Annotated in this window: 12 protein-coding genes, 1 tRNA gene and 1 pseudogene; 7 read left to right on the forward strand and 7 right to left on the reverse strand. The window is 54.9% G+C overall.

Features of this window, described 5'->3' with window-relative positions; translation table 11 throughout:
- Positions 1-77: 77 nt before the first annotated feature.
- The 3 genes from IM299_RS06395 to folD all read right to left on the reverse strand — a co-directional run bounded on the left by IM299_RS06395 (position 78) and on the right by folD (position 3,323).
- A complete protein-coding gene (locus tag IM299_RS06395; RefSeq protein ID WP_028012223.1) occupies positions 78-1,577 on the reverse strand; it encodes a PTS transporter subunit EIIC in 1,500 nt (499 codons plus the stop codon).
- 665 nt (positions 1,578-2,242) lie between these two features.
- Positions 2,243-2,455, reverse strand: coding sequence for a ribosome-associated protein YbcJ (gene ybcJ, locus IM299_RS06400; protein ID WP_047362405.1), 213 nt, complete (start codon positions 2,453-2,455; stop codon positions 2,243-2,245).
- A gap of 1 nt (position 2,456) precedes the next feature.
- The gene (gene folD / locus IM299_RS06405) at positions 2,457-3,323 is read right to left on the reverse strand and encodes a bifunctional methylenetetrahydrofolate dehydrogenase/methenyltetrahydrofolate cyclohydrolase FolD (RefSeq protein WP_028012225.1); all 867 of its coding nucleotides are present in this window, start codon (positions 3,321-3,323) and stop codon (positions 2,457-2,459) included.
- Between the two features lie 309 nt (positions 3,324-3,632).
- Between folD and fimA the strand changes: the two genes are divergently transcribed.
- From fimA to sfmF, 6 genes are all read left to right on the forward strand, one after another.
- Positions 3,633-4,196 (forward strand): type 1 fimbrial major subunit FimA, encoded by a 564-nt coding sequence (gene fimA, locus IM299_RS06410; protein ID WP_028012226.1) that lies wholly within the window; start codon positions 3,633-3,635, stop codon positions 4,194-4,196.
- 68 nt (positions 4,197-4,264) lie between these two features.
- Positions 4,265-4,810 carry a type 1 fimbrial protein subunit FimI gene (gene fimI / locus IM299_RS06415; protein ID WP_028012227.1) on the forward strand — a complete coding sequence of 182 codons (546 nt, stop codon included), beginning with the start codon at positions 4,265-4,267 and terminating at the stop codon, positions 4,808-4,810.
- A 34-nt stretch (positions 4,811-4,844) separates the two neighbouring features.
- Complete coding sequence (gene fimC / locus IM299_RS06420) at positions 4,845-5,537, forward strand: type 1 fimbria chaperone FimC (protein WP_028012228.1); 693 nt, start codon at positions 4,845-4,847, stop codon at positions 5,535-5,537.
- A gap of 14 nt (positions 5,538-5,551) precedes the next feature.
- Positions 5,552-8,113 carry a fimbrial biogenesis usher protein gene (locus IM299_RS06425; RefSeq protein WP_041911034.1) on the forward strand — a complete coding sequence of 854 codons (2,562 nt, stop codon included), beginning with the start codon at positions 5,552-5,554 and terminating at the stop codon, positions 8,111-8,113.
- Positions 8,106-9,113, forward strand: coding sequence for a type 1 fimbria D-mannose specific adhesin FimH (gene fimH / locus IM299_RS06430; protein WP_045631416.1), 1,008 nt, complete (start codon positions 8,106-8,108; stop codon positions 9,111-9,113). The genes IM299_RS06425 and fimH overlap by 8 nt, the downstream gene beginning before the upstream one ends.
- Before the next feature lie 9 nt (positions 9,114-9,122).
- Positions 9,123-9,644 carry a fimbria assembly protein gene (gene sfmF, locus IM299_RS06435; protein ID WP_028012231.1) on the forward strand — a complete coding sequence of 174 codons (522 nt, stop codon included), beginning with the start codon at positions 9,123-9,125 and terminating at the stop codon, positions 9,642-9,644.
- Positions 9,645-9,695: 51 nt separating this feature from the next.
- Here the strand turns inward: sfmF and fimZ are convergent, their stop codons facing one another.
- The 3 genes from fimZ to IM299_RS06450 form a co-directional block, all read right to left on the reverse strand.
- Positions 9,696-10,328 (reverse strand): fimbria biosynthesis transcriptional regulator FimZ, encoded by a 633-nt coding sequence (gene fimZ, locus IM299_RS06440; protein WP_028012232.1) that lies wholly within the window; start codon positions 10,326-10,328, stop codon positions 9,696-9,698.
- A gap of 812 nt (positions 10,329-11,140) precedes the next feature.
- Positions 11,141-11,857 carry a response regulator transcription factor gene (locus IM299_RS06445; protein ID WP_041911031.1) on the reverse strand — a complete coding sequence of 239 codons (717 nt, stop codon included), beginning with the start codon at positions 11,855-11,857 and terminating at the stop codon, positions 11,141-11,143.
- 24 nt (positions 11,858-11,881) lie between these two features.
- Positions 11,882-12,580 carry an EAL domain-containing protein gene (locus tag IM299_RS06450; RefSeq protein WP_047362396.1) on the reverse strand — a complete coding sequence of 233 codons (699 nt, stop codon included), beginning with the start codon at positions 12,578-12,580 and terminating at the stop codon, positions 11,882-11,884.
- 278 nt (positions 12,581-12,858) lie between these two features.
- Here IM299_RS06450 and IM299_RS06455 point away from each other — a divergent pair.
- Positions 12,859-12,935 (forward strand) — tRNA-Arg (locus tag IM299_RS06455).
- Between the two features lie 15 nt (positions 12,936-12,950).
- Here the strand turns inward: IM299_RS06455 and IM299_RS06460 are convergent.
- Positions 12,951-13,069: pseudogene (locus IM299_RS06460) on the reverse strand (hypothetical protein); the annotation flags it as partial.
- Positions 13,070-13,103: the final 34 nt, after the last annotated feature.

A 13,103-nucleotide genomic window follows, 5' to 3' on the forward strand; every position in this document is an offset into this window, starting at 1 on the left:
TCCCTGAAATTTACCGATTATCAGCCGGATAAGACACGTCTCCCAGCGTACAGGAGACGTGTCGTTCAGGCATCTTATTATTTGCCGATCATGGTGGACATGGTCTGGGCGATAAACTGTGCTCTGGCACCGAAAATCACCTGGATCCCGTTGTCGCCGACGAAGACCACGCCGCGTGCGCCAAGCCCGTTCAGTCCGTCCCTGTCCACCGCATCGCTCTTCGCGACTTCCAGACGCAGGCGGGTGATGCAGGAGCCGACGGAGTCAATGTTCTGCGCGCCGCCCAGCAGGCCGATGATTTCGGTGGCAAGTTCGGAATCGGACTTGTCATTCGCGCTGGCGGTCACCTCCGTACGGCCCGGCGTTTTCACGTCGAAGCGACGGATCACGAAGCGGAACGTGAAGTAGTAAATCAGCGCCATCGGAATGCCGATGATAATGGCACTCAGGAAGTTGGTCTGATAGCCGTTAAACGACGGCAGGATCCCGAACGACAGGTAGTCGATAAAGCCCGCCGAGAACGATTTGGCGATATGCGCGTGCAGCAGGTACATGGTCATGTACGCCAGGCCCGCCATGATGGCGTTGAAGACGTACAGAATCGGCGCCACGAAGATAAAGGTGAACTCTACCGGCTCGGTGATCCCCGTCAGGAAGCAGGTGAGGGCAGCGGAGAAGAGAATACCGGCCGCGATTTTCTTATTCTTCGTATGCGCTTCGTGGTACATCGCCAGGCATGCCGCGGGCAGCGCGAACAGCATCAGCGGGAACTCGCCCTGCATGAACTTACCGGCGTTCTGGTAGGTGTCGCTGCTGAAGGATTTCACCCCCTCTTCGAGCATTTTGAACCAGATGGTCTGGTCACCGTGGATCACCTGGCCCGCCTGGGTGGTGTAATCCCCGAACGAATACCAGAAGGACGGATACCAGATGTGGTGCAGGCCGAGCGGGATCAGCGCGCGCTCCACCAGCCCGAAGATAAAGGTTGATGCCGCCTGGTTATCACCGTTTACGATCACGGAGAGCGCGTCGATACCGGCCTGAATATGCTGCCAGACGTACGGTAGCAGCAGCCCCATCAGGAAAGAGAGGAACGCCGTGGCGATCGCCACAAAGCGCTTCCCGGAGAAGAAGCCGAGGAACTCCGGGAGCTGCATGGTGTGGAAGCGGTTGTAGCACCAGGCTGCGAGAATACCGCAGATAAGCCCGCCGAAGACGCCCATCTGCAGCGTCGGGATGCCGACCACCATGGCATATTTTCCGCCCTGTGAGGCCATTTCCGGCGTAATGCTCAGCACGGTGCTGATGGTGATGTTGGTGACAAACACCGACACCGCCGCCGAGAGTGCTGCAATGCCGGATTCCGAGGCCAGACCGACAGCAGAGCCGATGGCAAACAGCATCGGCAGGTTATCAAAGATAACCCCGCCAGCGTTCATCATCAGCGGCAGGTGGAACTTATCGCCGAAGGCCAGCAGCAGGCCCGCAGCGGGAAGCAGTGAAATTGGCAGCATTAAGGCGCGACCAATCATCGATAACTTAGACAGCGATTTAACAAACCCTGATATCAGACTCATGCTGATTTCCCCCGAGTAGCGCTTTTTAAGCGCTGTTATAGTAAGTAGAACGTTTTAGTAGAACGTTCTACTTATCGTGGGGAAAGAGTGAAAAACGCGCAACTGAAATCTCACCTTTCAACAGATGAAATAGTGATTATTTGAAGTTGATCGATAAATAACCGTGATGGTTGTGGGGGATTTTTATCCCCTCTCCCTGTGGGCTGAGGAATCCCCACAAAATAATACCTGCACGGACAACCCCCTCTCCCTTGAGGGAGAGGGCTGGGGTGAGGGGGAACATACGGCTCTGGTGGTCATTCCGTTCACTTTATGTTACTTGCTACTCTGTAAGGACATGGCCGGTGAACGTGCCAGGGCGGCTCAATCGCCGCCGCCCTGGCGACCCGGGCTCCCGGCGGTAAATCGCCGCTTCGCGGTGCCTTCGGCTTATTCCTTTCGGCTTGTCGGAGGCGGGCGGAGGTAACGTCCCTGTAAAGCCCGCCCTCTCGGCGCATCCATGCGCCTCGCCCCGGCCTACAGGAAACGCCTCAGCGATTTACAGCCGGACCAGGACATCGCTGTAAGTTATTCATTTCTCTGAAGCAATGTTCATCGCTTCAGGAAAAAATTACTGGGGATCCCTCTCCCTGTGGGAGAGGGTTAGGGTGAGGGCATCAAACAGCTCAGCCAGTAACGGTCACGCTCTGCCCTTCAAAGCTCACGGTCTGGCCGGCGACAATCTTGCAGCGCTTGCGGGTTTCCACCACGCCGTCGACTAAAACCCGCCCGTCGGCGATAACGATTTTCGCCTGCGCGCCGCTTTCGCTCCAGCCTTCAAGCTTGAGCAGATCGCACAGCTCAACGTGCGGGTGTTTGCCTAATGAAAATGTGGCCATCTTATGCTTCCTCTACATCGTGGTACTCTTCGCATGCCTGCAAAGTATTCTGAATCAGCGTTGCTACAGTCATCGGGCCAACGCCGCCCGGCACTGGCGTAATGTAAGAGGCGCGAGCCGCCGCATCTTCGTACACCACGTCGCCGACCACTTTGCCGTTTTCCAGACGGTTAATCCCGACGTCCACGACAATCGCGCCCTCTTTGATCCACTCGCCCGGAATAAAGCCCGGCTTGCCGACCGCGACGATCAGCAGATCGGCGTTTTCAACGTGGTGACGCAGGTTTTTGGTAAAGCGGTGGGTCACGGTGGTGGTGCAGCCGGCCAGCAGCAGCTCCATGCTCATCGGACGGCCCACGATATTGGACGCGCCGATGACCACGGCGTTCAGGCCGTAGGTGTCGATGTTATAACGCTCCAGCAGCGTCACGATGCCGCGCGGGGTGCACGGGCGCAGACGCGGCGCGCGCTGGCACAGGCGGCCCACGTTGTACGGATGGAAACCGTCGACGTCTTTATCTGGCGCGATACGCTCCAGCACCTTCACGTTGTCGATGCCCGCAGGCAGCGGCAGCTGAACCAGAATGCCGTCGATCTCTTTATCGGCATTCAGGGTGTCAATAAGTTCCAGCAGTTCCGCTTCGCTGGTGGTTTCCGGCAAATCGTAAGAGCGGGAGACGAACCCCACCTCTTCACACGCTTTGCGTTTGCTGCCGACATAAATCTGTGATGCCGGGTTGCTGCCAACCAGCACAACGGCCAGCCCGGGAGCGCGTTTTCCGGCGGCTTTACGCGCCTTCACTTTTTCCGCGACCTCAGAGCGCACCTGCTGCGCAATCGTTTTACCGTCAATAATCTTTGCTGCCATCAGAGAGAAGATTCCGTCTGTAACGTTTGAAGGGGGGATTGCCTGTATTTTGTCAGAAGCGAGCGCCGCTGTCAGTCACCCTTTACGAGTTTTCATCCGGGAGGCGCAAAAACCCTTCTTAAGGGATGGTCAATTTCTTAGACGGGATTAGGATGTGACCTGGCGAAATGGCAGTGTTTTGACATATTTAAAAATTACATCCTGAGCTACTTTGTCTCCTCCGAAATAAGTTTTCAATTATGCAATTGAACGTATTTCTTATTCCCGATTTTTCGCGGGAAGGGTTATTTACATTTTAAAGGAATAGACATGAAACTCAGCAACATTGCTTCTTCTGTTATTGCAACACTGGCCCTGGTCGCGGGTGCCGCTAATGCAGCCGATCCCGTTACGCCGGTTACCGTAAATGGCGGTACCGTGCATTTTAAAGGTGAACTGGTTAATGCTGCTTGTTCAGTAAATACCGATTCTTCCGAGCAGACGGTTAATCTCGGTCAGTATCGTACCGCGAAATTCACCAAAGTCGGCGACACCACCTCTAATATTCCGTTCAACATTGAACTGAATGACTGCGATCCACTGGTTGCGAAAACCGCTGCCGTTGCTTTCACCGGCCAGATCGACGCGACCGACAAAACCCTGCTGGCCGTGACGTCCGGTAACAACGACAACACCGCGAAAGGCGTGGGTATCGAGATCCTCGACAGCAAATCCAGCGTGCTGACCCCGGACGGTGCCACCTTCTCTGCCGCGAAAGACCTGATTAAAGGGACTAACACCCTGCAATTCACCGCGCGCTACAAATCAACGGCTGCAACCACCGAGCCAGGCCAGGCGAACGCTGACGCCACCTTCGTAATGAAATACGAATAATACCCTCGCACAGGGATGTTCAGGCCTCAGGGACGAGGCCCGTCATACGCTACTGCCAGGAACGAAGGATGACAAGGACTGGAACACTACTGCTTTTAACCCTTGCGATGGCCTGCCCGGCATCGGCGCATACCGTGGTGATCGAAGGCGGCAAGGTGCATCTTCGTGGGGAGCTGGTAAACGGCGGCTGCGCCGTGGCGCCCGACAGCCAGAATATGCGCATCGACATGGGGCAGTACCGAACCAATTCATTTTCCGGTGTGGGCAGCTTTTCAACGGTTAATGTGCCGTTCACCGTGCGGCTGCTGGACTGCAGCGTGGATGTCTCCCGCATCGTGGGGATCCAGTTTCAGGGCGTGACGCCTGCGGAAGATCCGCAGGTTTTTCTGGCGACATCGCGGCCAGGTGAAACGCCTGTCAGCAGCGGTGTAGGGCTGGCGCTTTTTGATGAGCAGCAGCGTCAGATTATCCCGAATGCGACGGCCGTCAGCTGGTTGCCCGTGAATACCAGCGAGCTCGCATTTCATTTTAGCGCCCGCTATCGCGCTATTTCCGAACACCTCGTGCCAGGCAATATTCAGTCGGATGTCTGGTTTACGTTGATTTATCCATAACACCTGCGAACACATTATTAAAGGTACGGTTTTGATGAATATGCTAATTAAACCAGGACTGCTTTTATCGTTTATTTTAATGATGGTTTCTGCTTGCGCGAATGCTTCCGGCGGTATTGCGCTGGGGGCCACGCGCGTTATTTATCCGGCGGATGCGAAGCAAACGTCGCTGGCGATCACCAACAGCAATAAACAAGAACGCTACTTAATTAACGCGTGGATCGAAAATGCCAGCGGGCAAAAGGAAAAAACCTTTGCCGTCACGCCGCCGCTGTTCGTTAGCGAGCCGGACAGCGAAAACACGCTGCGTATTATTTACGCCGGGCCCGCGCTGCCCGCCGATCGCGAATCGCTCTTTTACATGAACGTGAAGGCGATCCCGTCAGTGAACAAAGCGAAAACGGAAAATAATAACGTGCTGCAGCTGGCGATCCTTTCGCGCATCAAGCTGTTTGTGCGCCCGAATAACCTGGCGATGCAGCCGGATGAGGCGCTTTCCCAACTGCGCTTTGAGCGCGTGGGGAACCATCTCAAAGTCAGCAACGCCTCGCCGTATTACATCACTCTGGTCAACCTGAAGCTGGGCGGTCAGACGCTGGAAAACCTGATGGTCGCGCCGAAAAACTCGGCTCAGCAGGTGCTGCCCGCCGGGGCCGGCGGTACGCTCTCCTGGCAGAGCGTGAATGACTACGGCGCCATTACACCGGCGCGCAGCGTCAACCTGTGAGCAGAGTCAGGGCGATGAAAAACCACCAGGGACGTTACTGCCCGGTTGCACTGGCGCTGATGGCCGCGCTCTGGCCGCAGGCTGGCTGGAGCGAAAGCTACTTCAACCCGGCCTTCTTATCCGACGACACCGCCAGCGTGGCGGATTTGTCGCGTTTTGAACAGGGGCACCAGCAGGCACCCGGCATCTATCGCGTGGATATCTGGCGTAACGATGAGTTTATCGGCACCCAGGACGTGCGTTTTGAACAGGCCGAGAACACGCCGCCGGTGGCGGGCGGCCTGTCGCCGTGCATTACGCGCGCGATGCTCGATCGCTTTGGCGTCAACGTTGCCGCATTTCCCGAGCTGGCGAAGGTGCAGGGTGAAACGTGCGTTCCATTGACCACGGCCATTCCCGGCAGCGAAACGGTATTTAACTTTGCTTCACAGCGCCTGAACGTCAGCCTGCCGCAGGTGGCAATGCAAAACAGCGCGCGCGGCTATATTCCGCCTGAACAGTGGGATGAAGGCATTCCCGCCGCGCTGGTGAACTACAGCTTTACGGGCAACCGGGGAAGCGAAGACGACAGCTATTACCTGAACCTGCAGAGCGGGCTGAACTATGGCGCCTGGCGTTTACGCAACAACGGCGCATGGCGCTACACGCAAAATAACGGGAAGCGGCGCAGCGAGTGGCAGAATATTGGCACCTGGGCGCAGCGCACCGTTATCCCACTGAAAAGTGAGCTGGTGCTGGGCGACAGCAACACCGGGAATGACGTTTTCGACAGCGTCGGTTTTCGCGGCGGGCGGCTCTATTCGTCTGACAGCATGTATCCCGACAGCCTGCAGGGTTACGCGCCGACCGTGCGCGGTATTGCCCGTACGCCTGCCAAAGTGGTGGTTCGCCAGAACGGCTACGTTATCTATCAAAGCTACGTCCAGCCCGGCGCGTTCGCCATTACCGATCTTAACCCGACCTCCTCCAGCGGTGACCTTGACGTCACGGTGGAAGAGAAAGACGGCAGCCAGCAGCGCTACACCGTGCCGTACTCCACCGTGCCGCTCCTGCAGCGTGAAGGGCGCTGGAAATATGACCTCGTGGCGGGGGATTACCGCAGCGGTAACAGCGACCAGGATACACCGTTCTTCGCCCAGGGCACCCTGATTACCGGCCTTGCTAACGGCTTTACGCTCTATGGCGGTACCCAGCTGGCGTCACGCTATACCGCAGTGGCCGTCGGGGCCGGAAAAAACCTCGGTGACTGGGGCGCAGTCTCCGTCGATATCACCCACGCCCGCAGCCAGCTCGCGGACGACAGCAAACATGAAGGTCAGTCCCTGCGTTTTCTGTATGCAAAATCGCTGAACGGGTTTGGCACCAACTTCCAGCTGCTGGGCTACCGCTACTCAACGAAGGGGTTTTACACCCTGGACGACGTGGCCTGGCGCTCAATGGAGGGCTACCAGTATGCCGATAGCCAGGACGATAACGATGTGCCGGACGTGCAGAGCTATCACAACCTGACGTGGAATAAAAAAGGCCGCTTCCAGCTCAATATTTCCCAGTCGCTGGGGGATTACGGCTCGGTCTATATCTCCGGGAGTGAGCAAACCTACTGGGGGACGGACGAAACGAACCTCTGGTATCAGCTGGGCTACGCGGGGGGCGTTAAGGGGATCAACTACTCCCTGTCATGGTCGTGGAACAAATCCGTCGGGATCGACGGTACCGACCGGATCGCGTCGTTTAACGTCTCCGTGCCGTTTAGCCTCTTTACCCGCCAGGGCTATCGCCGGGACAGCGCGATCGATCGCGCCTATGCCACCGCATCCGCCAGCCGAAACAGCGATGGCGACACGAGCTGGCAAACCGGCGTCAGCGGCACGCTGCTTGAGGACCGCAACCTGAACTACAGCGTGACCCAGGGACACGCCAGCACCAACGGCTCAAGCGGAAGCGCCAGCGCCAACTGGCAGGCAACCTACGGCACGCTGGGCGTGGGCTACAACTATTCCCGCGATCAGCACGATCTCAACTGGCAGCTCTCCGGTGGGGTAGTTGGCCATTCAGACGGCGTGACCTTCAGCCAGCCGCTGGGCGATACCAACGTGCTGATTAAGGCGCCGGGGGCATCAGGCGTCAGCGTGGAAAACCAGACCGGCGTGAAGACCGACTGGCGAGGCTACGCGGTCATGCCGTACGCCACCGTCTACCGCTACAACCGCGTGGCGCTGGATACCAATACCATGAGCAACAACACCGACATCGAAAACAACGTGAGCAGCGTGGTGCCGACCAAAGGCGCGCTGGTCCGCGCCAGCTTTGATACCCGCATTGGCGTGCGCGCCCTGCTGACGGTAACGCGCGGCAACCAGCCGGTGCCGTTCGGCGCCGTGGTGCGCGAAACCCAGAGCGGCGTGACCAGCATGGTGGGGGATGACGGGCAAATTTACCTGAGTGGGCTGCCGCTGGAAGGCGAACTGCTGGTCCAGTGGGGTAACGGGGCGCAGTCCCAGTGCCGTGCGCCTTACAGCTTGCCTGAAAAGAGCCTGCAACAGGCGATCACACTTAAGGGGATCCGCTGTGATTAAAATCCATATCTTTGCCTTGTCGCTTCTGGCAATCCTGCCCGCGACAAACGCGTTAGCCACCGTGTGCGTCAATGAAAAGGGCGTGCCGACGGAGGTGCATTACGACCTGACGGATAAATTCAACAGCTCGAATAACCAGGTTGGGCAGGTTGTCACCCTCAGCGAGAAATCGCAGTGGGTGGGGGTAAACGCCGTCTGCCCGAAGGGCACCGTCGGGAATACCACCAAGCGCAGCTACGTGACGGATTACCCGATCACCGGGACCAGCGATGGCTATCAGTATCTGAAGCTTAACGACTATCTGGACGGGGCGATGAAGATCACGGACAGCTATGCTGGCGCGTTTTATCCACCCAAAAACTATATCCAGATGGGGAGCCATCCGAACGTTTCAAAAAACAAACCGTTTGGCGTGCAGGATTCCAGCCTTATTTTCCGTCTTAAGGTGACCCGACGCTTTATCAATATGGTGGTGATCCCGCGTGCCACCATGTTCCGCGTTTACGTCACCACCACCTCCTCCGATCCGTTGACCACGCCGGTCTACACCATCAGCTACAGCGGAACCATTCAGGTGCCGCAGAGCTGCGCCATCAACGCCGGCAATGTGGTTGAATTTGATTTCGGCGACATTGGCGCCTCCCTGTTCAGCAAGGCGGGCGTGGGTAACAAGCCGGAGGGCGTCTCATCGCAAAGTAAAACCATCGCGATTAAATGCACCAACGTGGAGGCAAACGCCATGCTGACGATGCGCGTCGAGGCTGAAAAGGTCTCCAATAATGTGGTGGTGTCGGATAACCCGGATGTGGGGTTTATCATTGCCAACGAGAGCGGTGCGCCGCTCACGCCTAACAACCTGACGAGCAAAATTCCGTTCCGCCTGGACGACAGCGCGCAGGCGCAGGTGGGGATCCGGGTCTGGCCGGTGAGCGTGACGGGCAACAAGCCAGCGGAAGGACGCTTTACCTCGCGCGGATATTTGCGTGTGGATTACGACTAAGGAGCAGACATGCGAAACGGGATCCGTTTTATCACCGTGGCGCTCTTTGCGCTTTGCACCCAGGCTCAGGCGGAAACCGCATTGGGCGAAATTAATATTCGGCTCTACGGCAATATCGTCGATTTTACCTGCGTGGCAGAGGGTAACGATAGCGACAAAACGGTCACGCTGGGCACCTGGCCCACGAAGCAGCTCAACACCACGGGGAGCCGCACGCAGCCTATGCCCTTCACGCTGAAGCTGACCGGCTGTCCGCCCGGGGCGGCGTCCATTACGTTCTCGGGTAAGGCAGACGGGAGCAATAGCGGGTTGCTGGCACTGAATGATGCCAGTACAGCGAGCCACGTCGCCGTCGAGATCAGGGATGCGGATAAAACGCGTCTGGCGCTTCAGCAGGCCAGCCAGCCGGTCACGGTTGATGCACAGGGGAATGCGACCCTATCATTTTATGCCAATTATATTGCCACGGCCGATAACCCTCAGCCCGGACGGGCTGATGCGGATGCTACCTTCATGATTAATTATAATTAGCGCTGACCGCACTCCCTGCAGCTCGGATAAACTGCAGGGAGTGAATTCAGGTTATAGCAGCTCGTGCGCTTTGGCGTAATCTATTAATTCCACGATGCTTTGTACGCCAAGCTTGGAATAAATATTGGATTTGTGCGCACTGATGGTCTTATTGCTCAACAGTAACTGTTCAGCAATCTCCTTATTGGATAATCCATTCGCCAGATAACGTAATACCGTGACCTCGCGATTCGATAATGGCATATCCGCTGCCATCCCTTTTCCCGAACCCATATGGTTTATAAAATTCAGCGTTTCCGACGGGAAAAAAGAATAACCCATCAGAATCATCTCTACGGCGTTGTAGATCTCACCCAAATCTTTTCGTTTACTGACGAAGCCGTTGGCCCCGGCGCGAATCGCACGACCCGCGTAAAATAACTCTGATTTAGAGGAGAGGAACAGAATCTTGATGTCTTTGTTTAAGTTTCTGATTCTCTTCAGTAAAGCGAAGGCGTCTGTGCCCGTAAGTTCGATGTCAAGGATCACCAAATCGATAGGATGATTGCGAATGCAGTCAAGAACTTCATGGCTATCGCCAGACTTAAGCTTGACTGTGATATTTTTATTTTTCTGTAGCAGGACCTCTATCGACATTCTGACGATAGGATGTTCGTCCATAATGATAACGGATGCCGGTTTCATTTTTAATGCCTCAGATTGTTAAAAGCGTTATGCAGAGTTTTGTAAAACTCTCGAAATGCCGGAAGGATATAAAGTGCAGATCCCTATACCGTAGTATTTCCCTGGAAAGAGCGAAAGCATCCTTGTTTACGTAATGAAAAGAACAGTGCCTCAGCGCGGTCATCTCATTTGGCTGGTGTTGGCAAAAAGATTTTTCTTATTCAGATTTGGTACGCATCTTATTATACAGAGTAAGTTTTTTCCGAAAACCCTCTAAATTAGTCTCCGCTTATTGGTTTGTATTATCTTCTGGATCTTAATGGCTATTTTTTTAAATTTAGCGGAAATATCCTGTTATCCCATTTACCGCATCTTTTCATCTTTATGTAATAACAAAAAATAACAGATGTCTCTTTATGTTGCGTAATTGTTAATAAAAAAGGCCGTCGATTCGGCGGGCGACCCAGGGTCAAAGAGGCGAAAAAGTGCCCTCGCAAGGTGTCAAACCTTCATCTGAAAGTGCTTAAGGCGCATCAACGTCACGCCATCATCGCGCAGGAGAACATGCTATCCACTTTGCTTTCCGCTCCTGAAGAGTGAAGCGAAGCTGCTTGTTTTTACATCATTATCATCTTATTAACGCATTCTGCATTCACTTAACGGATGGAGGAAAGTGCTGCCTTTGGTTCATTCTGTGACATTTCACATGGTTCCGAACCATAAATTAGGAATAGTTATAAAATCGAATACATTGTTAAAATTTAACCATTTCATAACATGCGTGGTAAGTAAATTCCTAAAGCGCTTTAGGAAATAAGAAGTTAGTGCGTAAGTTAAAACGTGCAGTCAGAGAGGTTATTAAGAAGGTGTAACAATTCCTGGCGATGGCTCAGCCCCAGCTTAAGCAGGATGCAGCTAAGACGATAGATAATGCGGCTATAGGGGCGATTCTGCAGAAGGGCAATCTGACGCAGCGTCTTACCGCGGGCAAGCTCCTGCAAAATGGGCCATTCATTGCGGGAAAACCAGTCTTTATCGGACCCCTGCGGCGGGCGGGCATCCATCAGGCTGTGTTGAAGCCCTGCCGCGTTCATCTGACGTTCCAGCACGTGAAAAGGCCCCGCCGCTTTGCAGAAGAGGCGGGTATCATAATTATCTGCCCGGACCAGTAGCCACGGCGTCAGGAAGGGGGGATACAGGCTATGCCTTCTTAACTGATCCAGTTGATCAATCAGCCCGGTGGAACGGCTTTCTACATCCACCACCAGACGCGCTGAAGGCCATTGTGCCTGAGCGCCGAGCGCATCATCCAGTGAAATATAGTCGCAACAGCTGCTCAGGGGAAACTGCCCATTGAGAAAACCGGTGCGCAGAAAATGATCCTCCGTGACAAGAATGATAAACGGAGCGTCGGTTTTTCGGGGCTGGCTGATGGACTGGCTCAAAAACTCGAGCCGGTCGAAAAAGGGGGGAGCAAAAGGTGAGTGCGTAAATCCCAGTGCATCACTTCCTGTACGCCGCCGCCGGTAACGGCGCACTGTCATTCGCATGGTCTCCCTCCTGGAAATGGCTCTTTAATCCTCCGGCCATGTCCAGGACGGCCAGTAATATCCCTGGCCGAGATCTGCGCCTGCCTGCAGTGCCCAGGTGCGATCGCGTTCAGTCTCAATACCTTCGATGAGCACGCTCCCGGCCAGCTGAAAGCAACGTGAAACCAGCTGCCTCAGCGCGGGTGTGGCGCGTAAACGCCAGAATGCGCCCTTATCAATTTTGATGCCGTTCAACGGTAATCGACAAAATAAAAACGGCTGAATGACCGTTTCGTCGATGTCATCCAGCCATATACTGTGCCCCTGTTCCCGGAGTTTCGACAGGTTTTGAATGACGCGCTGCTTCTGTGCGGCAGAGAACGCCAGAAAGGCAGAGAGGTCAACAATCTCGATATTCAGCGGCGTGTTTTTCAGATTGATGAGCCGCTGAAAAGACGCTGGCTCTGTCAGAACGGTTATCGGCAGATTAATAAAAAGGTTATTACCGTGCGGCGTCTTTTTTAGTGCGGCAAGCTGCGCTTCAAGCAGCGTCATTGACCAGCCTGCCGACTGATGGCGGAAAAAATCCTCGCTGTGCTGCGTTTCGGACAGAATGCTAAGCACCTCCACGCCAACCTGACGCTGAGAGGTGAGGGCGACGACAGGCTCCAGTTTGATGCCGACGATGTCCTGAGAAATAAACTGTAACCGGGGGGGCGTATCGAACGGGTTTTGCGCTGTCACTCCATTGTCCTGTTGTCTGTCAGCCTCCAGGCGGCCGGGAAACCTCGCTCTAGTGTGACGAGCCGACGAGCAGGAAAACAGCAGGCGTTACTTAAATGCAACTAAGCCTTTTCGCAGCGCTAAATTTTACGGTGAAACAGCGAGAAATGTTGAGAAAATAGCCGTATTTACAATCGGCTAGCGGTAATTGCCCCCGAAAACGGAAAAGGCATTGACTCACCTGACATTGACCGTATAATTCTTCGCGTTTCACCACCGCGAAGTTCACTCTTCTCAGTGCGCCCTTAGCTCAGTTGGATAGAGCAACGGCCTTCTAAGCCGTAGGTCGTAGGTTCGAATCCTACAGGGCGTGCCATTTAGAAACAGGCACTTACGCCAGTTTCAAACCAGCCTGATTTTCTCCTTGTGTCGTATTTGCGTCATGGTTGCCAAAATGGCCTCAATTTTCCGTGCGTGTTCACTTAAATGGTTCAGCGCAAGGTGAGCATCCCCTTTTATCACGCATTAACTTGAGCAGGATCCT

The organism is Enterobacter cloacae complex sp. P47BA, from assembly GCF_014930485.1.
Taxonomy (GTDB): domain Bacteria; phylum Pseudomonadota; class Gammaproteobacteria; order Enterobacterales; family Enterobacteriaceae; genus Enterobacter; species Enterobacter bugandensis.

What these genes read in the sequence shown, in the direction of transcription:
- IM299_RS06395 (WP_028012223.1), bottom strand. Translation starts at nt 1,577, where the DNA reads ATGAGTCTGATATCAGGGTTTGTTAAATCGCTGTCTAAGTTATCGATG.
- ybcJ (WP_047362405.1), bottom strand. Translation starts at nt 2,455, where the DNA reads ATGGCCACATTTTCATTAGGCAAACACCCGCACGTTGAGCTGTGCGAT.
- folD (WP_028012225.1), bottom strand. Translation starts at nt 3,323, where the DNA reads ATGGCAGCAAAGATTATTGACGGTAAAACGATTGCGCAGCAGGTGCGC.
- fimA (WP_028012226.1), top strand. Translation starts at nt 3,633, where the DNA reads ATGAAACTCAGCAACATTGCTTCTTCTGTTATTGCAACACTGGCCCTG.
- fimI (WP_028012227.1), top strand. Translation starts at nt 4,265, where the DNA reads ATGACAAGGACTGGAACACTACTGCTTTTAACCCTTGCGATGGCCTGC.
- fimC (WP_028012228.1), top strand. Translation starts at nt 4,845, where the DNA reads ATGAATATGCTAATTAAACCAGGACTGCTTTTATCGTTTATTTTAATG.
- IM299_RS06425 (WP_041911034.1), top strand. Translation starts at nt 5,552, where the DNA reads ATGAAAAACCACCAGGGACGTTACTGCCCGGTTGCACTGGCGCTGATG.
- sfmF (WP_028012231.1), top strand. Translation starts at nt 9,123, where the DNA reads ATGCGAAACGGGATCCGTTTTATCACCGTGGCGCTCTTTGCGCTTTGC.
- fimZ (WP_028012232.1), bottom strand. Translation starts at nt 10,328, where the DNA reads ATGAAACCGGCATCCGTTATCATTATGGACGAACATCCTATCGTCAGA.
- IM299_RS06445 (WP_041911031.1), bottom strand. Translation starts at nt 11,857, where the DNA reads ATGCGAATGACAGTGCGCCGTTACCGGCGGCGGCGTACAGGAAGTGAT.